The sequence below is a fragment of the Actinocrispum wychmicini genome (assembly GCF_004345645.1).
Classification (GTDB): domain Bacteria; phylum Actinomycetota; class Actinomycetes; order Mycobacteriales; family Pseudonocardiaceae; genus Kibdelosporangium; species Kibdelosporangium wychmicini.
In genome coordinates this window covers 140,987-164,484 of the sequence record NZ_SLWS01000013.1, presented here as the reverse complement: position 1 = coordinate 164,484, position 23,498 = coordinate 140,987, and the positions used below count along the sequence as shown (strand labels likewise).

Here is a 23,498-nt window from a genome sequence, read left to right as displayed (position 1 = left end):
AGAACGCACCAAGGGGCGGGCACGCGGCCCGCCCCTTGGAATGTCAAACGGTCTTAGGCGGACGCCTCGACCGGAACGATGTTGACGGTCTTACGGCCGCGCTTCGCGCCGAACTGCACCGCTCCCGCGGACAGCGCGAACAGCGTGTCGTCCTTGCCGCGGCCGACGTTCACACCCGGGTGGAACTTGGTGCCGCGCTGGCGGATCAGGATCTCACCGGCCTTCACCACCTGGCCGCCGTACCGCTTCACACCCAGGTACTGGGCGTTGGAGTCACGGCCGTTGCGGGAGCTGGACGCGCCCTTCTTGTGTGCCATGGCTGGTCAGGTCCTTACTTGGTGATGCCGGTGACCTCGACGCGGGTCAGCTTCTGGCGGTGACCCTGGCGCTTGTGGTATCCGGTCTTGTTCTTGAACTTGTGGATGCGGATCTTGGGGCCCTTGGTCTGGGCGACGACCTTGCCGGTCACCGAGACCTTGCCCAACACGTCGGCGTCGGTGATGACGTCGCTGCCATCGACAACGAGCACTGCCGGGAAGCTGAGCTCGGTGCCCGGCTCGCCCTCGAGCTTCTCGACCTCGACGACGTCGCCCACGGCGACCTTGTACTGCTTGCCGCCGGTCTTGACGATCGCGTACGCGGACACGGAAGTCTCCTGCATTACTCGTTGGTGATGGGGGCCACGCGGGCCCTGGGTACTAGGACCGGGCCGCACACGACACGACCCACTGGAAGGTGGGCCGGGAACAAGAATACTCCATTGTCCCGACCGCTTCCGCCACCGGGGTGCATTACCCCTCCTGACCTGCGTTGACGGGCGGTCCGGCCGGCCTGGACGCGGACCGTCGCCGCTGCCGGCGCGGGACCAGGACCACGTCGTCGTCGACACCTTGCGGCACTTCCGACGAAGCGGTCGACGGGTGCCCGTTCAGCGCCGGCTCGAGGGGGGCCTCGGGCACACCGCTGTTGTCCACGGTGACCTCGAAGTCCTCGTTGACCTTGGTGACCTCGACCGGCGGCAGGCCCGGCTCGGACGCGAGGTCGACGACGTCCGCCGCGGCCACGGGGGCCTCGGCGGGCTCGGCGGCTGCCTCGCCGGACGCGGCGACCACCTCGCCGGTCTTGGCGGACTCGGTAGCCGCCTTCGCGGGCTCAGTGACCGACTCGGCTGACTCGGTGGCGGGCCTGGCCGACCCCGCTGCCGTCGTGGCCGGCTCGGCGGACTCAGTGGCCGCGTCCGCGGGCTCGACGGCCGCCTTGGCGGACTCGGCAGCCGTGTTGGCGGACTCAGCAGCGGTCGTGGCCGACTCGGCAGCTGGCCCAGCCGACCCGGTCACCGCCTTGGCCGACTCCGCTGCCGAGTCAGCAGCCGGCGTGGCCAGTTCGGTGGCCGCCGCCTGCGCGGTGTCAGCGGCCGTCTTGACCGGCTCAGCGGCCGGCTCGGCCGTGGTCTCGGCGTTCGGAGTGGCCGCCGCTTCGGCAGCCTCCGCGCGCGCACGCTCGGCTTTGGCCCGGCGCTCGGCCCTGCTGGGCCGCTCGCGGGTGCGCTGGGACTCGGCGCGTTCCGGTTGTTGCGGCTTCTCCTCGGCCTTCGGGGGCTTCGGCGGGGCCGCGTGGCTGTGCTGGTGGCCGTTGCCGTTCCCGTTGCCGCCGTTGGACCGCACGATCGGCTCGGTGGACACGATCACACCCCGCCCGCGGCAGTGCTCGCAGGTGGCGCTGAACGCCTCCAGCAGTCCCGTGCCCACGCGCTTGCGGGTCATCTGTACCAGGCCGAGCGAGGTGACCTCGGCGACCTGGTGGCGGGTGCGGTCCCGGCCAAGGCATTCGGTGAGCCGGCGCAGCACCAGGTCCCGGTTGGATTCCAGGACCATGTCGATGAAGTCGATCACGATGATCCCGCCGATGTCGCGCAGCCGCAGCTGGCGGACGATCTCCTCGGCCGACTCCAGGTTGTTGCGGGTGACGGTCTCCTCGAGGTTGCCGCCGGATCCGGTGAACTTGCCGGTGTTCACGTCGATCACGGTCATCGCCTCGGTGCGGTCGATCACCAGGTAGCCGCCGGACGGCAGCCAGACCTTGCGGTCCAGGGCCTTGAGCAGCTGCTCGTCGATCCGGTACTCGGTGAACACGTCCGTGGTGCCGACGTGCCGGCTCAGGCGTTCCTGCAGGTCCGGGGCGACGTGCCGGACGTAGGCGTCGATCGTGTCCCACGCGTCGTCGCCCTGGACGACCAGCCCGGAGAAGTCCTCGGTGAACAGGTCGCGGACGACCTTCACCAGCAGGTCCGGCTCCTCGTAGAGCAGGGTCGGCGCGGTGGCCTTCTTGACCTCGTCGCTGCCTTCGGCCTTGTCCTTGATCACCTGCCACTGGGCCTGCAGCCGACGGACGTCGCGGGCCAGCTCGTCCTCGCTGATGCCCTCGGACGCGGTCCGGATGATCACGCCGGCGTCCTCGGGGACGATCCGCTTGAGGATGTCCTTCAGCCGGCGCCGCTCGTTCTCCGGCAGCTTGCGGCTGATACCGGTGGCGCCGCCGCCGGGCACGTACACCAGGAAGCGGCCGGGCAGGCTGATCTGGGTGGTCAGCCGGGCGCCCTTGTGCCCGACCGGGTCCTTGGTGACCTGCACGAGCACGCTGTCGCCGGTGGACAGGGCCTGCTCGATCCGGCGGGCCTTGCCTTCCAGGCCGGCGGCGTCCCAGTCGACCTCGCCGGCATACAGCACGGCGTTGCGGCCGCGGCCGATGTCGACGAACGCGGCCTCCATGCTGGGCAGCACGTTCTGCACCCGGCCGAGGTAGACGTTGCCGACCAGGGAGCCGGTGCCGGACGAGGTGACGAAGTGCTCGACGAGCACGCCGTCCTCAAGCACGCCGATCTGGGTCCGGTCGCTGCGTTCCCGCACGACCATCTTGCGGTCGACGGACTCGCGCCTGGTCAGGAACTCCGCCTCGGACAGGATCGGCGCGCGGCGGCGGCCGGCTTCCCGGCCGTCACGGCGACGCTGGCGCTTGGCCTCCAGCCGGGTCGAGCCCCGGACGCTGCGGACCTCGTCGCGGTCGGCGGCCGGCTTTTCCGGCTTGGCCTTCTCGTCCCGGGCTTCGCGGACGTGCACGACGGTGTTGGGCGGGTCGTCGTCACCGCCGGACGACTCGTCGCCGTCCGAGCCCTTGCGACGACGGCGACGCCGACGCCGACGGGACACCCCGTCCTCGGCGTCCTGCGCGTCCTCGTCGGCTTCGGCGTCCTGCGCCTCGGCCTCTTCGACCGCGGGCTCTTCTTCGGCGTCGTCGTCCTGCTCTTCCGACCCGTCCTCGGCGAGGGTGCCCTTGCCCCGGCCACGGCCCCGGCGGCCGCGCCGACGCCGGCGGCGGGTGTTGCCGTCCTCGTCGAGGCCGTCGGCGTCATCCGACTCATCGGCTTCGGCTTCGGCCTCGTCCGTGACGGGCTCCTCGACGGGCGCCGGCCGGGCCGGGCGGGCTGTGGCCTCCGGCGGCAGGAACAGCGGGGACGCCGAGGCGAACAGCGGCTGCTTGGGTGGCCGGGCGCGCCGCGGCTCCTTGGCGACCTCCGCGACCTCGGGCACGTCCGAAGTGTCTGCGGTGTCCGTGGTGTCCACTGTGTCCGTCGCCTCGACGGGTTCGGCGGCCGCCGGGCTCGGCGCGTCGTCAGCGGGCGCGAGCGCGTCGACGACCCGCTGGGCCACCTCGCGGCTCACGCTGGACTGGGCGCTGCGCACTTCCTCGTTGAGATCCGCCAGCGCGCCGAGCACCTCGCGGCTGCTCGCGCCGAGCAGCTTGGCCAGGGCGTGCACCCGGATCTTGGGCGGTAGATCGATCAGGTCCCGCCTGGTGTCGTCACCGGCGGGCGTGGTCGTGTCCGACATGTAGCTCCTTCGCCCCCGGGCGCGTCCATGACTGAACGCGGCCGCACAGGGGCTCGTCGTCGTTCGGTCCGCCGCTACCAGCGGCGGACGTTGTGGTCTCCGGTGCCCGTCGCCTTCCCCTGACGAACACCGTTTTCAAAGCAGTCCTGCCTGGCCCGCCGCAGAGCCTCGGGGCCCCGGCGGCGGGAAACCTCGCCTCATGCCACCCAGGGGTGGCTTTAGGTCAGCTGTGGACGTCGCCTTGGTGCGACTCCGCCGCCCGGTCGGGGGCCAGCGGGTCGGTGACACCGCCGCCGTCGTCGAGCCGTCCCTGGGCCATCCGGGTCGCCTTCGCGGGCACCGGCGGTTCCAAAGCGGCGACGACACGGAGCGCACTCAGTACGTCGTCCGGCCGTACGGCAGGTGTTGTCTGCCGTACCACCACCTCAAGTATCCCACATGGTTCGCCGGCCGCCGACACTTCACGGGTCTCGGCCCGAACAACCGCAGGTCGGACGTTGATTGTTCGCATGCCGTTCTTGGTCAGACGCTCTACTTCGGCCACTTCGACCGCGAGGAAAGCGGCGACCGCGCCGGCCAGGTCGGCTCCTGTGACACCGGGCACCTCGATCCGCCACTGGCTGGCGTCGATCCGGTCGGCGAGCGAGCCCGCCCCGGCCTGCACCGCCTCCAGCACGTCCAGGCCCGCCGGCATGGCCGCGTCGAGCTCGGCCGCGAGCCGGCCCGGCTCGACCTGTTCAACAAGCTGGATCTCGACGTATTCCGCCTCGCTGGCCGCCCCCGTCGGCGCCGCGCCGATCCAGGAGATCTTCGGGTGCGGATTGAAGCCCTGGGAGAACGCCATGGGCGCGCCGGCCCGGCGCAGCGCCCGTTCGAAGGCCCTGGCGATGTCCCGGTGTGACGTGAAACGCAGTCGCCCTCGTTTGGCGTAACGCAGCCGGAGCTTCTGCACCCCGGGTGGTGACGGGTTGGGCTGGTCTTGGCGGCTCAGCGTTACTCCTTCTGGTGGACTGCGGCGGCTCCGCTGGTGCACTCCCGCGTTCGGCTGGCACGGTACCGGCAGGCGCAATTCTCCGGATGAACTTGTCTGGTCGACCCGGCGTGGCTACCGTCCCGCAACGTGGACAGCCGGTCCCCCGAGCCGGCCGACCCAGCGATGGAGGTCTTTCGTCGTGCCTCTGGTCCGCCGCGTGAGGGCGGCAGCGGTGCTGACGGCAGTGATCGCGGCGACGTGTGCACTGCCGGCCGCGGCCGATCCCGCCGACGCCGCATGCGTCAGCGGTGGTCGGACGCTGCGCTACATCGTGCTGTTCGACCCCGGGACCACACCCGACGCCGCCCAGGCGGAGATCACCGGCTCCTGCGGGACGACCACGGTCTACTACCCACAGATCGCCGTGGCGGTCGCGACCGCTACAGATCCCGGTTTCGCCGACCAGATCGGCCCGAACCGGGCGTTCAGCGCCGAGGCCGCGGTGGCCAAGCGGGCGGGTTCGCCCCGGAAGGCCGACGAGACCCAGCTGGCGCCCCGCCGCACGGCGATCCCCGCCACGGACCGCACCGGCGAGCAGTGGGACATGACGATGATCAACGCGGGGGCGGCCCACGAGGTCACCGAGGGCAGCCGCAACGTGGTCGTCGGCGTGCTGGACTCCGGGATCGACGACACGCATCCCGACCTGCGCGCGGCGGTCGACCCGTCGGTGTCCGCGGGCTGCTTGACGGGCCGTCCGGACATCGCCCCGACAGCGTGGTCCCCGAGTGGCTCGCCGCACGGCACCCATGTCGCCGGGACGATCGCGGCGGCCGACGACGGCAAGGGCATCACAGGCGTCGCGCCGGGTGTACGGGTCGCGTCGGTCAAGGTGGTCGACGACGACGGTCACATCTATCCGGAGTACGCGATCTGCGGGTTCATGTGGGCCGCGCAGAAGAAGATGACCATCACCAACAGCAGCTACTTCGTGGACCCGTGGCTGTTCACGTGCTCGAAGCCCGGTCAGCGTGTGGTGCGTGAGGCGTTGACGCGCGCGGTGTCGTACGCGACCTATGAAGGCGTGCTGAACGTGGCCGCGGCGACCAACGAGAACGTCGACATCGCCAACCCGCCGGACCCGAGCTGCCGCGTGCTGCCCGCCGGGCTGCGGGGTGTGCTGGCGGTGTCGTCCGTCGGCCAGGACAAGGTGAAGGCCGGGTACAGCGCGTACGGCCTCGGTGTGATCGACGTGGCCGCGCCGGGCGGCGAGCAGAAACGCCGGCCGGACGACCCGGACAGCGGCTGTGTGCTGTCGACCGTGCCCGGCGGGTACGCACGGTTCTGTGGCACGTCCATGGCCGCTCCGCACGTGTCCGGTGTGCTCGCGTTGCTGGCGTCGACGCATCCGAAAGCGTCCCCGGCGAGCCTGACCAGGATGCTCAACAACCAGGCCCAGAACCTCCCCTGCCCGGCCGACTACGACCTCAGCGGCACCGGCACCCAGGACGCGTACTGCTCCGGGTACGCGCCCTACAACGGCTTCTACGGCCACGGCCTGGTCGACGCCCTGGCCGCGGTGTCGAACTAACAGCCGGTCGAACTAGACCGGGTTCAGCGGCAGGAGCTTGCGGCCGGTTGGGCCGATCTCGATCGCGGTACCCATCGTCGGGCACACTCCGCAGTCGAAGCACGGGGTCCAGCGGCAGTCGTCGAGTTCCTGTTCGGCCAGCGCGTCCTGCCAGTCGTCCCAGAGCCACTCTTTGTCCAGGCCCGAGTCCAGGTGGTCCCAGGGCAGGATCTCGTCCTCGGCGCGCTCGCGGGTGGTGAACCAGGCGAGGCTGACGCCCAGCGGCTCCAGTTCCGCGGCGGCCGCGGCGGTCCAGCGGTCGAACTTGAAGTGCTCGCTCCAACCGTCGAAACGGCCGCCGTCGCGCCAGACGCGTTCGATCACTTTGCCGACCCGTCGGTCACCGCGGGACAGCAGGCCTTCGATCAGGCTCGGTTTGCCGTCGTGGTAACGCATTCCGATGTTCCGGCCGAGACCGCGGTCGGAGTTCACGGCCGTGCGCAGCTTGCGCAGCCGATCGTCCACTGTGTCCGGATCGCACTGGGCCGCCCACTGGAACGGGGTGTGCGGCTTCGGCACGAACCCGCCGATCGAGATCGTACAGCGGATGTCGTTGCGCCCGGCGGCTTTCCGGCCGGCGCGGATGACTTCGTGGGCCATCGCGGCGATCTGCAGGACGTCGTCGTCGGTCTCGGTCGGCAGGCCGCACATGAAGTACAGCTTGACCTGCCGCCAGCCGTTGGCGAACGCGGCGCTCACGGTTCGGATGAGGTCCTCTTCGGACACCATCTTGTTGATCACGCGCCTGATCCGCTCGCTGCCGCCCTCCGGCGCGAAGGTCAGGCCGGAGCGCCTTCCGTTGCGGGACAGCTCGTTCGCCAGGTCCACATTGAACGCGTCCACCCGGGTGCTCGGCAGTGACAGTCCGGTGTTGGTGCCTTCGTAACGGTCCGCGAGGCCCTTGGTGATCTGCGCGATCTCCGAGTGGTCCGCGCTGGACAACGACAGCAGGCCGACCTCCTCGAAGCCACTGGCTTCGAGTCCGTTGTGGACCATGTCGCCGATGCCCTGGATGGAGCGTTCGCGCACCGGCCGGGTGATCATCCCGGCCTGGCAGAACCGGCAGCCGCGGGTGCAGCCACGGAAGATCTCGACGCTCATCCGCTCGTGCACGCTCTCGGCGAGCGGCACCAGCGGCCGCTTGGGGTACGGCCAGGCGTCCAGGTCCATCGTGGTCCGCTTGGCCACTCGCGGCGGCACCCGGTCCCGGTTCGGGGCGATGTGGGTGATCTCACCGGCCGAGCCGTACTTTACATCGTAAAAACGAGGGATGTAGACGCTGCCGGTCTCGGCGAGCCGAGTGAGCAGCTCGTCCCGGCCGCCGGGGCTGCCCTCGGCCTTCCACCCACGGACGACCGCGGTGATGTCGAGCACGGCCTCCTCGCCGTCGCCGAGCACCGCGGCGTCGATGAAGTCGGCCATCGGCTCGGGGTTGAACGCCGAGTGCCCGCCCGCGACCACCACCGGGTGGTCCTCGGTGCGGTCCGCGGCGTGGATCGGGACCCCGGCGAGGTCGAGCGCGGTGAGCAGGTTCGTGTAGCCCAACTCGGTCGCGAAACTCACCCCCAGCAGGTCGAACGCGCCGACCGGGCGGTGCCCGTCCACGGTGAACTGCGGCACGTCGTGCGCGCGCATCAGCTTCTCGAGGTCCGGCCAGACCGAGTACGTCCGCTCGGCGAGCACGTCCGGCTGCTCGTTGAGGATCTCGTACAGGATCATCACGCCCTGGTTGGGCAGGCCGACCTCGTACGCGTCCGGGTACATCAGCGCCCAGCGGACGGTCGTGGCGTCCCAGTCCTTCACCGTCGCGTTGAGCTCGCCGCCGACGTACTGCACGGGCTTGGCCACCCTGGGCAGCAGCGGCTCCAACCGGGGGAAAACGGACTCCACGCTCACAGCGAACCAGACTAGCTCAGCAGCAGCTTGCCCAGGCGGCGGCCGGCGATGGTCAGGCCGATGGCGGCCATCACCACGAAGTAGGCCACGTTGACGAGCATCGACCACTCCAGGACGCCCGCGGTGAGGCCGCGCATCAGCTGCACGGCGTGATAGAGCGGGGAAAGTCGCACGACCACCTGCAGGCCCTCCGGGTAGACGTCCAGTGGGTAGAAGGTCGCGGAGAACAGGAACAGCGGCAGCAGGACGAGTTGGACCAGGTCGAAGTCCTGCCAGGAGCGCATGAACGTGGTGCAGGCCATACCCACGGCCCCGAAGCCCAGCGCCACCAGCAGGGCCGCGGGCAACGCCAGGATCGCCCACGGCGACGTCACCAGGCCGACGGCGGTGACCACGGCCAGGAAGCCGGTCGCGTAGATGCCGCCGCGGATCAGCGCCCACGAGATCTCGCCGACCGCCACGTCCAACGTGCCCAGCGGGGTGGCCAGCATGGCGTCGTAGAGCTTGGCGTACTTGAATTTGAAGAAGATGTTGAAGGTGGAGTCGTAGACCGCGCCGTTCATCGCGGACGCGGCCAGCAGGGCGGGCGCGACGAACGCGGCGTAGCTCATCGGCTGCCCGCCGGGGCCGGTGACCTGCCCGACCAGGCCGCCGAACCCGATGCCCATGGCGAACAGGTAGAAGAACGACTCGAAGAACCCGGAGAAGATGCCCATCCACGCGCGCCGGTTCACCAGCCACGAGCGTTCGACCAGCGTGTGCGCGCGGCGGGCGTACATCCCGGGCGGCAGCACCCGCCACACCAAGCCAGTGCTCATGTCACTTCTCCAGCCTGCGGCGGAAGTACCGGGCCGCCAGCGCGGTGCCGACCAGCGTCAGCGCGAGCAGGTACGCCACATGCCCCAGCGCCGGCCATAGATCCAGCGTGCCGAACGCGACGCCGCGGCTCAGTTCCGTGCCGTGCCAGAGCGGCGTGATCCAGGCGAGCGGCTGCACCCAGACCGGCAGCGCGGTCAGCGGGAAGAACGTGCCGGCGATCAGCGTCATCGGCAGCACGATGAACCGGAACACCGCGTTGAACTGCTGGCCTTCGGAGTCGATCGTGGCCGAGTAGGCGACCAGGGGCGCCGCGAAGGCCATCCCGGCGAGCAGCGAGAACACCAGCGACAGCAGGATCAGCGGGCTCTCCACGGCACCGAGCAGAGCCGCCACGAGCACGAACGCCAGTCCGGAGAACGTGATCCGGGCCGCGATCCACAGCAGCTGCCCGGCGGCGATCTGGGCGGCCGTCACCGGCGTCGACGCGATGCCCCAGAACACCCGGCTCCACCGGAACCCGGACAGCACCGGGAAAGTGGACTCGCCCGCCGCGTTCTGCACGGCGGCACTGGCGAGCATGGCGGGCGCCAGATACACGGCGTACGGCAGGCCGTCCGTGGCCGCGCTGGGCTGGATCCGTGAGCCGAGGCCGAAACCCATGGCGACAAGGAAGAACAACGGGGTGAGCACACTCGACACGAGGGTGGACCGCCAGTTGCGCCGATACCAGGTCCACGCGGCCTCGATGTAGAGCAGCACGGCGCGCCGCCACGTCGGGACCTGGCCGGTGCTCCGGGAGACGGTGGTCATCAGTCCACCAACGTCCGACCGGTCAGGCGCAGGAACACGTCCTCCAACGTGGACCGCCGGACCAGGCTCGCCAGCGGCTGCACTCCCCTGCTGTGCGCCGCGGCCAGCGACGCCTCGCCGTCGACGGTGTACAGCAGGATCCGGTCCGGCAGCACCTCCATCCGGTCGGCGAGGCCGTGCAGCAGGGGCGGGATCGGGTCCTGCTCGCCGGGCGGGAACCGCAGCTCCAGGACTTCCTTGGTGGAGTACCGGTCGATCAGCTCACCGGGGCTGCCCTCGGCGGCGATCTTCCCGCCGTCCATCACGACGAGCCGGTCGCACAACTGCTCGGCCTCGTCCATGTAGTGGGTGGTGACGATCAGCGTCACGCCTTCCTGCTTGAGGCGGAACAGCCGGTCCCACAACAGATGCCGGGCCTGCGGGTCGAGCCCGGTGGTGGGTTCGTCGAGCAGCAGCAGGTCCGGGTCGTTCACCAGCGACCGGGCGATGGTCAGCCGGCGTTTCATGCCGCCGGACAGCGGTTCGACCTCGTCGTCCGCGCGTTCGGTGAGCTGGGCGAACTCCAGCAGCTCGGCGGCCTTGGCCCGCAGATACGTCCGGGACAGGCCGAAGAATCTGCCGTACACCTGCAGGTTCTGTCGGACGGTCAATTCGTTGTCGAGATTGTCCGTCTGGGGTACGACGCCGAGCCTGGCCCGGATTTTCGGGCCGTCGACATTCGGGTCCATTCCCAACACGGACAGTTCGCCGCCGGACCGGGCGGACACGCACCCGATCATCCGCATCGTCGACGACTTGCCGGCGCCGTTCGGTCCCAGGAAGCCGAACGCCTCGCCGCGCCGGACATCGAGGTCGACGCCGCCGACCGCTTCGAAATCGCCAAACCGTTTGGTCAGCCCCACAGCCCGGACCAGAGAACCATCCACCGGGGCACCATAGCGAAATTCGGCCGAATTTCGCCAAGGGCTTTCTTGGCGGAGGCGACCGCGCAATGGCCGCCTCCGCCGGAAATTGTCTACAGGCTCGGGAACCAGAGGTCGATCTCGCGCTTGGCCGAGTCGGCCGAGTCCGAACCGTGCACCAGGTTGTACTGGACCTCGGTGCCGAAGTCGCCGCGGATGCTGCCCGGCACGGCCTTCTCGACCGGGTCGGTGCCGCCGGCCAGCTGGCGGAACGCGGCGATCGCGCGGACGCCTTCGACCACGATCGCGACCACCGGACCGCCGGTGATGAACTCGACCAGCGAACCGAAGAACGGCCGCTCGGCGTGCTCCGCGTAGTGCTGCTCGGCCAGCTCCTTGGTGACGTGCTTGAGTTCGAGCGCGACCAGGCTCAGGCCCTTGCGCTCGATCCGGGAGATGACCTCGCCGACCAGGCCGCGGCTGACGCCGTCGGGCTTGACCAGGACAAGAGTGCGCTCGCTCACGGCGGTCGGAACTCCTTCGTTGGGATGTGCGATTCGTCCGAAGCCTAACGGTGACCTTCCGGCCGCAACTTCGTGGACCACAGGGAAGTCCCCTTGCCGTCCCGCAGCGACACGGTGAGCTCGCCGCTGTGGCCGTCCACCGCGACCTCGCCGAAGTGTTGGAAACCCACCATCGGCGACGTGTTCGCGGCCGGCGGCGCGTGTACGAACTCGGCCCGCGGCCCGAACGTCGGATCGAGCGTGTTCGGCCCGAACGCGCCCGCGTTCAACGGCCCGGACACGAACTCCCAGAACGGGTCGAAGTCCTTGAACGCGGCCCTGTCCGGGGAGTAGTGGTGCGCCGCCGTGTAGTGCACGTCCGCGGTCAGGAACACGACGTTGCGGACGCGACGGCGTTGCAGCTGCTGCAGCACCCACGCGAACTCGTGCTCACGGCCGCCGGGTCCGCCGGGCAGGCCGTTCGCGACCGCCTCGATGCCGGTGCCGTCCGGCACCAGCAGGCCGATCGGCAGGTCCGCCGCGACGATCTTCCACGTCGCCCGGCTGCGGGACAGGCTGTCCACCAACCACCGCGCCTGCTTGTCGCCAAGGATGTGCCCCACGCCGTCCTTGGGCGCGGTGTTCGCGTCCTTGTACGTCCGCATGTCCAGCACGAACAGGTCGAGCCGGCGGCCGAACGAGAAGCTGCGGTACACGCGTCCGTCGACGGCACGTGCCTGGTCCACCGGTTGCCACTCGTGGAACGCCTGGAACGCGCGTGCCGCGAGCACGTCCACGCGCTTCTCGGTGTAGCCGGGCCGGTCGAGGATCTGGCCGGGGTACCAGTTGTTGAGGACCTCATGATCATCCCATTGGACGATCGCCGGTGTCTGCGCGGCCAGCGCGCGCACGTTCGCGTCGAGCAGGTTATACGCGAACTGACCTCGGTACTCGGTGAGCGTTTCGGCGACCTTCGTCTTCGCCGGGGTCACGAGGTTGCGCCAGACCCGCCCGTCCGGCAGGGTCACGGTCTCCGACAGCGGGCCGTCGGAGTACACGGTGTCGCCGCTGTGCAGGAAGAAGTCCGGCTTGCGGGCGGCGATCGCGGCGAACCCGGTCATGCCGCCGATGTCCGGGTTGATCCCCCAGCCCTGCCCGGCCACGTCACCGGACCACGCGAACCGCACATCCGCGTTGCCCACGGGCGCGGTGCGGAACGTACCAGTCAGCGGCTCGCTCACGGTCCGGCCGTCCAGGTCCTCGGCCCGCACGCGGTAGTACACGTCATGGCCAGGCGCCAGCCCGCGCAGCCGCAGCTTGCCCGTACCGTCGGTGTCCGGCGTGAGAACGGGTCCCCGCACACAGCGCGAGCGACGGAACGACGGGTCGGTGGACACCTCGACGAGCATCCGCGACGGCCGGTCCGCCCTCGTCCAGACGAGCGCGCCGTCGGTGGTGACGTCACCGGACTGCACACCGTGGGTCAGCACCGGACGGTCCCGCTTGAGCACGTCAGCACCTGCCGGGAGGGCTCCGGCGACGAGCATGCCGGTACCGACGGCGCCGGCCCGGAGGAGAGTTCGTCTATCCATGTGGGCGTTTTATCCCGGATACCCGGACAGCACGCCAACGCGGGTGGTCCGGCGGATGAACGCTACCGCTGCTGGCTGGGCAGACGCCCTTCTGCCATCCGCTTGGCGACGTCCCGACGCAGGTAGAACAGGTAGGTCCAGACCAGACCGAAGATGACGCCCACCACACCCAGCTCGATCAGCACGAAGAACCCGGCGATCAGGACGACCTGGATGGCGGCCACGAACCAGATGCCCCAGCCCCGCCGCAGCACGCCGCACGCGGCGATCAACGCCACGATGATCCCACCCGCGAACAGCCCCGCGCCGGACGCCAGACCACCGGCGGTGCGCTGCACCACAAGCAGTGACAGGCCGACCACGATCACTTCGAGGATCAACGTGCCCGCGGCCACGCCACGGAAACCCTTCATCGGGTCGGGGACTCGGGCCGGCGCCGCCTCCGTTGGCGAACCGGCATCCGTCACCGGATCCGTGTCGTCGCCGTTCCCCAAGTCTGGCGCGGTCACGCCGGCCCCTTCCCGAACAGCGTCCTGGCCTCGCCCGCGGTGACCACCGAGCCGGTCACCACCACTCCCCCGCCGGCCAGCGGCTCGGACGGGTCGCCGACCTCTTCGGCGCGCTGGACCGCGGCCTCGATCGCGCTGTCCAGCCGGGGTTCGACGGCGATCCGGTCGTCGCCGAAGATGTCCCGCGCCACGCTCGCCAGCTCGTCGACGTCCATCGCGCGCGGCGATGTGTTGCGGGTCAGCACGATCTCGGTCGAGACCGGTTCGAGGGCCGCCAGGATGCCTTTGGCGTCCTTGTCGGCCATCATGCCGACGACTGTGATCATCCGGCGGAAGGCGAATTCCTCGTCCAGCGCGGCCGCGAGCGCCCGAGCGCCGTGCGGGTTGTGCGCCGCGTCGATGAAAACCGTTGGGGCGGAACGCATTCGTTCCATCCGGCCGGGCGCCACGACGGACGCGAAGCCTTCCCGGACGGCTTCCACGTCCAGTTGCCGGTTCGCGCCCGCGCCGAAGAACGCCTCGACCGCGGCGAGCGCGCGGACCGCGTTGTCCGCCTGGTGGGCGCCGTGCAACGGCAGGTAGATGTCCTCGTACACGCCGCCGAGGCCTTGCAGCCGGACGACCTGGCCGCCGACCGCGATCTCCCGGTCGAGCACCATGAACTCCTGGCCCTGGCGGGCCACCACACTGTCCACTTCGGCCACTCGCTCGAGCACCACCCGGTTCACCTCGGGCCGCTGTTCGCCGAGGATGGCCACGGACGCCGGTTTGATGATCCCGGCCTTCTCGCGGGCGATCCCGGTGATGTCCGGCCCGAGGTAGTCGGTGTGGTCGATGTCGACCGGCCCGACCACCGCCACCTTGGCGTCGACCACGTTGGTCGCGTCCCAGCCGCCGCCAAGGCCGACCTCCACGACCGCGGCGTCCACCGGGGCCTCGGCGAAGGCCGCGTAGGCCATCCCGACGAGCACCTCGAACTTGGTCATCCGGATGTCACCGGCCGCGTCCACCATGCCGATGTACGGCTCAAGTTCACGGAACGCCTGCACGTACCGGTCGGGGCTGATCGGGGCGCCGTCGATGGCGATCCGCTCGGTGACCAACTGCAGGTGCGGGCTGGTGAACCGGCCCACCCGCAGACCGATCCGGGTCAGCAGACTGTCGACCATCCGGGCCGTGGACGTCTTGCCGTTCGTCCCGGTGATCTGGATCACCGGGTACGAGTGGTGCGGGTTGCCCAACACGTCCATCAGGCGGCTGATGCGGTCCAGCGACGGGCCGATCTTGGTCTCCGGCCAGCGGGTGTCCAACTGGGCCTCTACCGCGCGGAGCACCTGCATGCTGTCGGGATCGGTCACGACACCTGAGTCTAGTGGTCACGACCGGAGGTTCTTTCTCACCCGACCATGGGCAGATCCGGGGAGCGAACCACCCGGTAGTTCGTGTATACAGCGTACACAAGGCAGCCGTCCTGCTGGGTCGCCCAGTGCGGGCCGTCCTCGCCCATGGCGAAGGCGGCCGTCGCGGTCGCGTCCGCCGTGGTGAGGTCGTCGGCGTAGATGGTGATGCTGAGCAGGCCGTACGCCGGCAGGCCCGTACGGCCGTCGTAGATGTGGTGGCCGCGCTCGTACGCCGCCGATGTGGCCACAGCGCCGTTACGCACACCGAGGACGGCTGCGATCTGAGTGGCGTCGTCAGGGTGACGAATGCCTACCCGCCACGGTTCGCCGTCGGTGGCCGTCACCACATCACCACCCGCATTGATACAGAACCGCTCCAGGCCCGCGTCCCGCAGCATCGACGCGGCCCGTTGTACCGACCATCCCTTCACCACCGCGCACGGGTCGAACGCACGCCCAGGCAGCCGTGTGCGGAACGCGCCGCCGGAACGGCGTTCGTATTCATCGCACAGGGCCAGCACCTCGCGGAGGTCGTCGCTGACCTCGTCGACTTCGCCACGACCGAACCGGCTCACTTCGCTGTCCGCCCGGAACGGGCTGAACCGCAGATCCACCTCGTGCAACCACTCGAAGACCCGGTCGGCGTCCCGGCGTCCGCCGTTGGGCAGGTCGACGGAGATCGGGAAGCCCATCAGGTGCTCGACGACGTTCGCGGCCATCACGCGCCCTTCGCGTCGATCGCCGCCTGCAGCGACCTGATGTACGACTCGCTGGTCTGGGTGGCGCCGGACACCGTGTCGATGTTCGCGTTCTGCGCCCGCAGGGTTTCCTGGACCAGGGTCGGCGCGACTTCCTGGGACGGCCCGGACCGGGGCAGTTGCAGGAACTCCACCGCGGTGATCCTGTTGTCCGTGAACGTCACCTGGACCTGCACGTTGCCGTACCGGTTGCGCTGGGTGGTGCCCGCGACGGTCTTGGTGGTACTGCCAGGCGCGGTTGAGACAACGGCTGGTGGGGCGGCCGTTTCAGTAACCATGTCGGGCTGGGGCTGGTACTGCCAGACGAAGAAGAAGCCGGCGGCGGTCAGCAGGAGGGCGGGGACGGCCCGGCGCATGTCAGGTCTCCTCAACTCGCCAGGCTGAAACGCTCGGCGTGGATCTGATCCTTCGGCACACCCAACTCACGCAGGCCCTTGAGGACCACGTCGGTCATCGGCGGCGGGCCGCACACGAAGACGTCCCGGTCCCAGATGTCCCGCACCATCCCGGCCAGGCTCTGCGCGCCCAGCAACGGCCCGTTCTCGTCGCGCGCGCTCGGCGGCCCAGTCAGCACGTGCACCAACGCACCCCGAGTCCGCGCGATGTCAACGAGTTCCCGCACGAGCACTGCGTCATCCCTCTTGTTCACGCGATACAGGACGATGACGTGCCCACGGATCTCTTCCAGCAACGCCCGGATCGGCGTGATGCCGACGCCTCCCGCGATCAGCAGCGCGCTCGCCCGTCGCTGGTGCATCGTGGTGAACGCGCCGTACGGGCCCTCCGCGAAGACGCGGGTGCCCGGCTTGAGGTCGCGCAGCCCGGCGCTTCCGTCCCCGACTGCCTTTGCCGTGAGCCGCAACGACTTCCCGTCCGGCGCCGCCGACAGCGAGTACGGGTGCGCCTGCCACCAGCGGCCCCTGGTGAGGAACCGCCACAGGAAGAACTGGCCTGCCCTGGCCGCCAACCGGTCCAGGTCCTGGCCGGTCATGTACACCGACACCACGTTGTCCGACTCCGGCACGACCGCGGACACCCGTAGCCGGTGCCGGAAGTTACGCCACAGCGGCAGCACGGCCCGACCCAGCAGAACCGCGCCGAGGGCCGCGCCCCACAACGTCCACCAGTAGACCTGTCCGAACAGGGAGCCCACAAAGGACGACCCGGCCGCGACCTGGTGGGTGAACGCCAGCACCACCGCGAGGTACGTGTACAGGTGGATGAAATGCCAGGTCTCGTACGCCAAACGCTTGCGCGCGTACCGGGCGGACACCGCGCCGACGATCATGATCAGCGCGAACGCCACGATCGCGCGCAGGACGCCCTCGATGGTCGTCGCCAGCGTGACCAGTTCGTCGACCGGACCCGAGCTGGTCAGGTCCGCGTAGCCGGCCACGACGAACACCACGTGCCCGACCAGCAGCCACACCAGGCCGAAGCCGGTCAGGCGGTGCAGGCTGGTCAGCCGGTCCATCCCCAGCCGCCGGTCCAGCCAGCCCAGCCGGGCCACCAGCAGCAGCTGGAACGCCATCACCAGGGCCGCGTACAGCCCGAACAGCCGGCCGACGGTGATCAACGGGTTCACGGACGGGCCCGCGACGGCGAACAACGCCGTCACGATCCCGATGTTGGCGCCCATGACCAGGTACAGGCCGGCCCGCGCGACCGCGCGGTGGTTGGTCGGAGGCTGGTGCGTCCGTGGACGCGTCAGTCGCAGGGTCGTCATGCCACTGAGCTTCGCCACTGAACCTGTGCCGGCCCTGTCCACAACCTGTCGACTTTCTATCGGGCCTGCTGTCGTCTCGCTGTCGGCCGGCGCGTACCGCACCATTGTGATGTGAACAAGAAGAGCCCGGTGCGGCTGCTCGTGGTGGACGACGAGCCGCACATCGCCGATCTGGTCGCGACGGTCGCCCGGTACGAGGGCTGGCACGCGGTCACGGCCGGGACCGGTGCGGAGGCGCTGCACGAGGCCGAGAGTTTCAACCCGGACATCGTGGTGCTCGACCTGATGCTGCCGGACATCGACGGGTTCTCGGTGCTCGACGGGCTGCGCGCGTCCGGCGCGATGGTGCCCGTGGTGTTCCTGACCGCCAAGGACGGGACGGCCGACCGGATCGCCGGCCTGACCAGGGGCGGCGACGACTACCTGGTGAAGCCGTTCTCGGTGGAGGAGCTGATGGCCCGGCTGCGGGCGGTGCTGCGCCGGTCGACCGGGCCGTCGTGGAAGCGTTCCGTGCTGGAGGTGGGCGACCTGACGATGGACGAGGACACGCGTGAGGTCCGCCGCGGCGAGGAGCTGATCGGGCTGACCCCGACCGAGTTCGAGCTGTTGCGCTATCTGATGCGCCGGTCCCCGGCGGTGCTCACCAAGGCGCAGATCCTCGACCACGTGTGGGAGTACGACTTCGGCGGCCGGTCCAATGTGGTCGAACTGGTCGTGTCCCATCTGCGCAAGAAGATCGACGACGGCCACCGGCCGTTGATCCACACCGTCCGCGGCGTCGGCTACGTCGTGCGACAGGTGGCGGGGTGAACCGCTGGCGCCGGACCTCGCTCGGCACCCGGCTCGCGTTGGCGATCGGCGTGCTGTCGTTGGTCGTGTTCGCGATCGTCGGGATCGTGCTCGTGGACCGCACAAGGCACTTCCTCGAAAGCCAGTTCGACGCGAACATCACCAAGAGCCAGCAGATGTGGGCGGCCAAGTCGAAGTACCAGCAGCCACTGCCGCAGTCGCCGGGCTGGTACTCGGCGACCTTCACGGTCTACGGCGGAAAGGCGATGCTCCAGCAGAGCAGCCAGGACCTCCCGGACCCGGACGACTTCGCACGGGCCGCGGAGAAGGCAGTCGGCCGCAACGCGTACTTCGACAACGTTTCCTTGCGCAACGAGGGCACATTCCGGGTACGAGCCTGTCCGTACGGAACCGGACAGGTACTGGTGACCGCGGCCTCGTTCGCCGAGATCGACAACACGGTCAGCACACTGGTGATCCTGCTGGCGAGCACGTTCGCAGTGGCGTTGATCGTGCTGGTGGTGGCCGGCAGATTCGTGTTGCGCAAGGGACTGCGCCCGTTGAGCGACATGGCCGCGACCGCGCACGACATCACATCCCATGACCTGACGGACTCCGGGCACCTCTCGGTCCGTGCCGCCGGTGCCGGCGGCGGCCCTGAGGTCGAGGAGTTGCGTACGTCGTTCAACGTCATGCTCGACCACATCGACCAGTCGCTGGCCGCCCGTACGGCCGCCGAGCAACGCCTGCGGCGCTTCATCGCGGACGCGTCCCACGAGCTGCGCACCCCGTTGACGTCGATCCGGGGATACGCCGACCTTTTCCAGTACGCGGCGGCGAACGAACCCCAGGAACGCGAAGCGCACCTGACGAAGATCCGCGCGGAGACCGAGCGCATGAGTGTGCTCGTCGACGACCTGCTGCTGCTGGCCCGGCTCGACGCGGACTCCCCGCTGCGCCTGGAGGACATCAACCTCGTGGAGGTCGCGTCCGCCGCCGCCGACGCGTTCGTCGCCGCCCACCCGGACTATCCGCTGGACTTCGACGCCCCGAGCAACGTGCCCGTGCACGGCGACCCGATGCGGCTGCGCCAGGTCTTCGACAACCTGTTGGCCAACATCGCCCGGCACACCCCGGCAGGCACGTCGGTCGAGTTCAGCGTGTCACCGGCCGCGGTCGCCACCGTCACCGACACCGGACCGGGCATTCCGGCCGAACACCTGAGCCGGATCTTCGACCGGTTCTACCGGATCGACGACTCGCGCAGCCGCAACATCGGCGGAACCGGCCTGGGCCTGTCGATCGTGCACTCGATCGTCACCGCCCACGGCGGCACCGTGACCGTGGCCAGCCACCCCGGCCGCACCACGTTCACCCTGACGGTGCCCCCGATGTGACAGCACATCGGGGGCACCGGGTCAGCCTTGCGGCAGGCCGGCCAACCGGGCGGTGATCCGCTCGATGTCGGCCTTGGCCACCTCGCGGCGGGCCTGGATCTTCTCGACCACGTCGGCCGGGGCCTTCTCGGTGAACTTCGGGTTGGTGAGCTTGGCCTCGCACTGGCCCAGTTCCTTCTGGGCCGCGGCGAGGTCCTTGGCCAGCCGCTTGCGTTCCGCCTCGACGTCGATCGCGCCGGACAGGTCCAGCTCGACCACGACCGCGGCGCCGGGCAGCGCGACCTCCAGGGACGCGCTCGGCGTGAACTCGTCGCCCGGCTCGGTCAGCCGGGTCAACGTGGTCACCGCGGGCAGTTGGCCGGCCAGGCCCGCGTCGTCCACACCGGACAGTCGGGCGCTGACCTTCTGGCCGGGCTTGAGGCCCTGGTCGTTGCGGAACCGGCGGATCTCGGTCGCCAGCTTCTGCACACCCTCGATCCGCCGCGCCGCGTCCAGGTCAGGCGCGGCGCCGGTCGCGGCCGGCCACGAGGCGATGACCACGGACTCACGGCCGGTCAACGCGGTCCACAGCTCCTCGGTGACGAACGGGATCACCGGGTGCATCAGCCGCAGCAACACGTCCAGCACGTGGCCGAGCACCGCGCGGGTGCCGTCCACCCGGCCGGCCGCGATCTGGACCTTGGCCAGCTCCAGGTACCAGTCGCAGAACTCGTCCCACGTGAAGTGGTACAGGCTGTCGCACAGTTTGGCGAACTGGAAGCCGTCGAACAGGCCGTCCACTTCGGACACCAGGGTGTCCAGCCGGTCCAGGATCCACCGGTCCGCGTCGGTCAGCTCCGCGCGCGGCGGCACCGGGATGTCCACCGTGGCGCCGTTGGCCAACGCGAACCTGGTGGCGTTCCACAGCTTGGTGCAGAAGTTGCGGGACCCCGAGACCCAGTCCGCCGAGATCGCCTGGTCACTGCCGGGGTTGGCGCCGCGCGCGAGCGTGAAGCGCAACGCGTCGGCGCCGTACTGCTCCAGCCACTCCACCGGGTCGATCACGTTGCCGCGGGACTTGGACATCTTCTTGCCCTGCGCGTCCCGGACCAGGCCGTGCAGGTACAGGTCGTCGAACGGCTGGACGCCGTCCATCACGTACAGGCCGAACATCATCATCCGGGCGACCCAGAAGAAGAGGATGTCGTAGCCGGTGCACAGGACGCTGGTCGGGTAGAACCGCTTCAGGTCCTCGGTCTCGGCCGGCCAGCCGAGCGTGGACATCGGCCACAGGCCGGACGAGAACCACGTGTCGAGCACGTCCGGGTCCTGCGTCCAGCCCTCGGGCGGGGTGTCGTCCGGGCCGCAGCACACGACCTCGCCGTCCGGGCCGTACCAGACCGGGATCCGATGACCCCACCACAGCTGCCGGGAGATCGTCCAGTCGTGCATGTTGTCGACCCAGTCGAAGTAGCGCTTGGCCATCTCCGGCGGGTGGACCGTGGTCCGGCCGTCCCGCACGGCGTCACCGGCGGCCCGTGCCAACGGCTCGACCTTGACCCACCACTGCAACGACAACCGCGGTTCGACAACGGTGTCACAGCGCGAACAGTGACCCACGCTGTGCTTGTACGGCCGGACCTCCTTGACGATCCGGCCTTGTTCGCGCAGCGCCGCCACGACCGCGGGCCGGGCCTCGAACCGGTCCAGCCCCTCGAACGGTCCCTTGGCCGTGATCACGGCCCGCTCGTTCATGATCGTCAGCGACGGCAGGCCGTGCCGCTGGCCGATCTCGAAGTCGTTCGGGTCGTGCGCGGGCGTCACCTTCACCGCGCCGGTGCCGAACTCCGGGTCGACGTGCTCGTCGGCCACGACCGGGATCCGCCGCCCGGTCAGCGGCAGCACCACCTCGGTACCGACCAGGTGCTTGTAGCGCTCGTCATCCGGGTGGACAGCCACAGCCGTGTCACCGAGCATGGTCTCCGCGCGCGTGGTCGCCACGACGATCGAGTTGTCACCCTCGCCGTACCGGATCGAGACCAGTTCGCCGTCATCCTCGGAGTGCTCGACTTCAATGTCCGACAGGGCCGTCTGGCAGCGCGGGCACCAGTTGATGATCCGCTCGGCGCGGTAGATCAGGCCGTCGTCGTGCAGCTTCTTGAACATGGTCTGGACCGCACGGGACAGCCCCTCGTCCATCGTGAAGCGCTCGCGGCTCCAGTCGACGCTGTCGCCGAGCCGGCGCATCTGGTCGAGGATCCGGCCGCCGTAGTCCTCCTTCCACTCCCAGACCCGCGAGACGAACTCCTCGCGACCCAGGTCCTGGCGGGACAGGCCTTCCTTCTCCGCGAGCATCCGCTCGACCACGTTCTGGGTGGCGATGCCGGCGTGGTCCATGCCCGGCAGCCACAGCGCCTCGTAACCCTGCATGCGGCGACGACGGGTCAGGGCGTCCATCAGCGTGTGGTCGAGCGCGTGGCCCATGTGCAGGCTGCCGGTCACGTTCGGCGGCGGGAGCACGATCGTGAAGGGCGGCTTGTCCGACTCGACGTCCGCGGTGAAGTACCCGGCGTCCACCCAACGCCGGTACAGCCGCCCCTCTACCTTCTCCGGCTGCCACGCGGCCGGAAGATCGATGGTGGGCTGGGGAATGGCTGTATCCGTCACGGTCGTAGAGTTTACGAACCTCGGCCGATCGGCTTCATCCGCATTACCAGTCATACGAACGGGTGATGGCCCATTTGCATGCGGAACGGCCGCAGGCCGAGGACCACGGGTTGTGACTCAGCGCACCCACGCCACTACGCGTGACCACTGGTTTTACGGACCGTGTCCAGGCTAGGCTCTCGGCGTCCGGTGTGGACGAGACACCATGGGGCTGCCGGGCACCGGTTCTCTCTGAACTGCGCGAGGGAGAAATGTCCGAAGAAGTGCAGGACAACGGCGGTCCCGCCACTGCCAAGCCGCGTCCCCGCGGTCTGGGCAAACTCGTGACCGTCGGTGCCGCCGTGGCGGTGGTCGCCGGCGCGGTCACGTTCGCCGCCGTGCACAGCACCGCGGAACCTCGGACAGTGGACGTGGTCGCCGCCCCCGCCAAACCGCAGATCGACTTCGCCCGGCCGTTCGTCGGCACCCCGGCCGAGAAGTGGGCGGACGGCGAGACCGGGATCGCAGCGCCCGACGCCGCGCCCGTCGGCCCGTTCACCAAGCAACAGGTCACCGACGCGTACGCCAAGGTCCGCCAAGCGGTGATCACCTCCCGCCTGGACCGGGCCGTGCTGGAGAAGCACGACGTGGAACAGTGGCTGAAGCTCCTGGCCAAGGACTCGCAGAAGAAACTGCGCCCGGTGTTCACCGACGACCCACACCAGGCGCACGCGTACGCGACCCGACTCGCCGACGGCTACACGCTGCTCCCTGCCGTACCGAAGGTAAGCGGCCGCATGTGGGCCGAGCAGGGCACGCACCCGGGTGAACTGATCATCCACACGAACTACGTGTTCGCGTATGCCTTCAACGACGCCCACCCAGAGCAGCTCACCGACGTGATGGACATCGTCGCCGTGGACCGCTGGGACGTCGACTACTCAGTCCTGACAGGCAAGTACGCGGCGAGCAGCCTCGGCATCTGGCCGATCAGGTCCCAGGGCTTCACGTACTCGATGGGCTGCCAAGCGCTCCGCGAGGGCTACCTGGCGCCGTCGTACAGCGAACGCCGCGGCAGCCCGATGACCGACACCCCGCCGCACGACCGGACGACGTACTTCGACCCCAGCAGCACCCTCCCGGCGACCAGCACCTGCACGTCCTAGCTGCCCCGGTCGTTCGCGCTCGACCCGTCGCACCCTCTCGCCGCCTTGGCTGAGACCTCCCTCACCGACCTGCGTCTTGAACGCGTTCAAAAACGGGTCTACGCTGCCGAATTGAA

20 protein-coding genes are annotated in these 23,498 nt (G+C 69.5%); 4 read left to right on the top strand and 16 right to left on the bottom strand.

Translation table 11 applies throughout. The features are described from left to right. Window positions 1-53: 53 nt before the first annotated feature. From rpmA to EV192_RS44140, 4 genes are all read right to left on the bottom strand, one after another. A complete protein-coding gene (rpmA, locus tag EV192_RS44155; RefSeq protein ID WP_132124727.1) occupies window positions 54-317 on the bottom strand; it encodes a 50S ribosomal protein L27 in 264 nt (87 codons plus the stop codon). 14 nt (window positions 318-331) lie between these two features. Next, window positions 332-646 carry a 50S ribosomal protein L21 gene (gene rplU, locus EV192_RS44150; RefSeq protein ID WP_132124883.1) on the bottom strand — a complete coding sequence of 105 codons (315 nt, stop codon included), beginning with the start codon at window positions 644-646 and terminating at the stop codon, window positions 332-334. A 145-nt stretch (window positions 647-791) separates the two neighbouring features. Next, the gene (locus EV192_RS44145; RefSeq protein WP_132124726.1) at window positions 792-3,887 is read right to left on the bottom strand and encodes a translation initiation factor IF-2 N-terminal domain-containing protein; all 3,096 of its coding nucleotides are present in this window, start codon (window positions 3,885-3,887) and stop codon (window positions 792-794) included. Between the two features lie 223 nt (window positions 3,888-4,110). Then, window positions 4,111-4,839: a TIGR03936 family radical SAM-associated protein gene (locus EV192_RS44140; protein ID WP_132124725.1), complete on the bottom strand. Its 729-nt coding sequence runs from the start codon at window positions 4,837-4,839 to the stop codon at window positions 4,111-4,113. A gap of 220 nt (window positions 4,840-5,059) precedes the next feature. Between EV192_RS44140 and EV192_RS44135 the strand changes: the two genes are divergently transcribed. Beyond that, the gene (locus EV192_RS44135) at window positions 5,060-6,451 is read left to right on the top strand and encodes a S8 family peptidase (protein ID WP_132124724.1); all 1,392 of its coding nucleotides are present in this window, start codon (window positions 5,060-5,062) and stop codon (window positions 6,449-6,451) included. A gap of 12 nt (window positions 6,452-6,463) precedes the next feature. Here EV192_RS44135 and EV192_RS44130 read toward each other — a convergent pair whose 3' ends face one another. From EV192_RS44130 to EV192_RS44080, 11 genes are all read right to left on the bottom strand, one after another. Beyond that, window positions 6,464-8,386, bottom strand: a complete 1,923-nt coding sequence (locus EV192_RS44130; RefSeq protein WP_132124723.1) for a TIGR03960 family B12-binding radical SAM protein — start codon at window positions 8,384-8,386, stop codon at window positions 6,464-6,466. Window positions 8,387-8,397: 11 nt separating this feature from the next. After that, window positions 8,398-9,204, bottom strand: a complete 807-nt coding sequence (locus EV192_RS44125) for an ABC transporter permease (protein ID WP_132124722.1) — start codon at window positions 9,202-9,204, stop codon at window positions 8,398-8,400. 1 nt (window position 9,205) lies between these two features. Continuing rightward, window positions 9,206-10,015: an ABC transporter permease gene (locus EV192_RS44120; protein ID WP_132124721.1), complete on the bottom strand. Its 810-nt coding sequence runs from the start codon at window positions 10,013-10,015 to the stop codon at window positions 9,206-9,208. Beyond that, window positions 10,015-10,941, bottom strand: a complete 927-nt coding sequence (locus EV192_RS44115) for an ABC transporter ATP-binding protein (RefSeq protein ID WP_132124720.1) — start codon at window positions 10,939-10,941, stop codon at window positions 10,015-10,017. The genes EV192_RS44120 and EV192_RS44115 overlap by 1 nt, the downstream gene beginning before the upstream one ends. An 89-nt stretch (window positions 10,942-11,030) precedes the next feature. Beyond that, window positions 11,031-11,441, bottom strand: a complete 411-nt coding sequence (gene ndk, locus EV192_RS44110) for a nucleoside-diphosphate kinase (RefSeq protein WP_132124719.1) — start codon at window positions 11,439-11,441, stop codon at window positions 11,031-11,033. Window positions 11,442-11,485: 44 nt separating this feature from the next. Beyond that, window positions 11,486-13,012: an alkaline phosphatase D family protein gene (locus tag EV192_RS44105; RefSeq protein WP_132124718.1), complete on the bottom strand. Its 1,527-nt coding sequence runs from the start codon at window positions 13,010-13,012 to the stop codon at window positions 11,486-11,488. A gap of 62 nt (window positions 13,013-13,074) precedes the next feature. Next, window positions 13,075-13,521, bottom strand: a complete 447-nt coding sequence (locus EV192_RS44100; protein ID WP_243727457.1) for a DUF4233 domain-containing protein — start codon at window positions 13,519-13,521, stop codon at window positions 13,075-13,077. Continuing rightward, window positions 13,518-14,879 (bottom strand): bifunctional tetrahydrofolate synthase/dihydrofolate synthase, encoded by a 1,362-nt coding sequence (gene folC / locus EV192_RS44095; protein ID WP_424923433.1) that lies wholly within the window; start codon window positions 14,877-14,879, stop codon window positions 13,518-13,520. Before folC ends, EV192_RS44100 begins: the two co-directional genes overlap by 4 nt. A gap of 38 nt (window positions 14,880-14,917) precedes the next feature. Next, complete coding sequence (locus EV192_RS44090) at window positions 14,918-15,640, bottom strand: FAD:protein FMN transferase (protein ID WP_132124717.1); 723 nt, start codon at window positions 15,638-15,640, stop codon at window positions 14,918-14,920. Beyond that, window positions 15,640-16,035: an FMN-binding protein gene (locus EV192_RS44085; RefSeq protein WP_132124716.1), complete on the bottom strand. Its 396-nt coding sequence runs from the start codon at window positions 16,033-16,035 to the stop codon at window positions 15,640-15,642. The genes EV192_RS44090 and EV192_RS44085 overlap by 1 nt, the downstream gene beginning before the upstream one ends. Before the next feature lie 11 nt (window positions 16,036-16,046). Next, window positions 16,047-17,405, bottom strand: a complete 1,359-nt coding sequence (locus tag EV192_RS44080) for a ferredoxin reductase family protein (RefSeq protein WP_132124715.1) — start codon at window positions 17,403-17,405, stop codon at window positions 16,047-16,049. 111 nt (window positions 17,406-17,516) lie between these two features. On the opposite strand from EV192_RS44080, the gene EV192_RS44075 reads away from it, so the two are divergent. Both EV192_RS44075 and EV192_RS44070 read left to right on the top strand, forming a co-directional pair. Next, window positions 17,517-18,215 (top strand): response regulator transcription factor, encoded by a 699-nt coding sequence (locus tag EV192_RS44075; RefSeq protein WP_132124714.1) that lies wholly within the window; start codon window positions 17,517-17,519, stop codon window positions 18,213-18,215. Beyond that, window positions 18,212-19,591: a sensor histidine kinase gene (locus EV192_RS44070; protein ID WP_132124713.1), complete on the top strand. Its 1,380-nt coding sequence runs from the start codon at window positions 18,212-18,214 to the stop codon at window positions 19,589-19,591. The genes EV192_RS44075 and EV192_RS44070 overlap by 4 nt, the downstream gene beginning before the upstream one ends. Window positions 19,592-19,612: 21 nt before the next feature. On the opposite strand, the gene EV192_RS44065 is transcribed toward EV192_RS44070, so the two are convergent. Beyond that, complete coding sequence (locus tag EV192_RS44065) at window positions 19,613-22,291, bottom strand: valine--tRNA ligase (RefSeq protein WP_132124712.1); 2,679 nt, start codon at window positions 22,289-22,291, stop codon at window positions 19,613-19,615. 197 nt (window positions 22,292-22,488) lie between these two features. Here EV192_RS44065 and EV192_RS44060 point away from each other — a divergent pair, with 197 nt between their 5' ends. Further along, entirely contained in the window at window positions 22,489-23,382 is an 894-nt protein-coding gene (locus EV192_RS44060; protein ID WP_132124711.1) for a hypothetical protein, read from the top strand. Window positions 23,383-23,498 lie beyond the last annotated feature (116 nt).

What these genes read in the sequence shown, in the direction of transcription:
- EV192_RS44145 (WP_132124726.1), bottom strand. Translation starts at nt 3,887, where the DNA reads ATGTCGGACACGACCACGCCCGCCGGTGACGACACCAGGCGGGACCTG.
- EV192_RS44090 (WP_132124717.1), bottom strand. Translation starts at nt 15,640, where the DNA reads ATGGCCGCGAACGTCGTCGAGCACCTGATGGGCTTCCCGATCTCCGTC.
- rpmA (WP_132124727.1), bottom strand. Translation starts at nt 317, where the DNA reads ATGGCACACAAGAAGGGCGCGTCCAGCTCCCGCAACGGCCGTGACTCC.
- EV192_RS44105 (WP_132124718.1), bottom strand. Translation starts at nt 13,012, where the DNA reads ATGGATAGACGAACTCTCCTCCGGGCCGGCGCCGTCGGTACCGGCATG.
- EV192_RS44060 (WP_132124711.1), top strand. Translation starts at nt 22,489, where the DNA reads ATGTCCGAAGAAGTGCAGGACAACGGCGGTCCCGCCACTGCCAAGCCG.
- EV192_RS44065 (WP_132124712.1), bottom strand. Translation starts at nt 22,291, where the DNA reads ATGACTGGTAATGCGGATGAAGCCGATCGGCCGAGGTTCGTAAACTCT.
- EV192_RS44125 (WP_132124722.1), bottom strand. Translation starts at nt 9,204, where the DNA reads ATGAGCACTGGCTTGGTGTGGCGGGTGCTGCCGCCCGGGATGTACGCC.
- EV192_RS44085 (WP_132124716.1), bottom strand. Translation starts at nt 16,035, where the DNA reads ATGCGCCGGGCCGTCCCCGCCCTCCTGCTGACCGCCGCCGGCTTCTTC.
- EV192_RS44080 (WP_132124715.1), bottom strand. Translation starts at nt 17,405, where the DNA reads ATGACGACCCTGCGACTGACGCGTCCACGGACGCACCAGCCTCCGACC.
- EV192_RS44120 (WP_132124721.1), bottom strand. Translation starts at nt 10,015, where the DNA reads ATGACCACCGTCTCCCGGAGCACCGGCCAGGTCCCGACGTGGCGGCGC.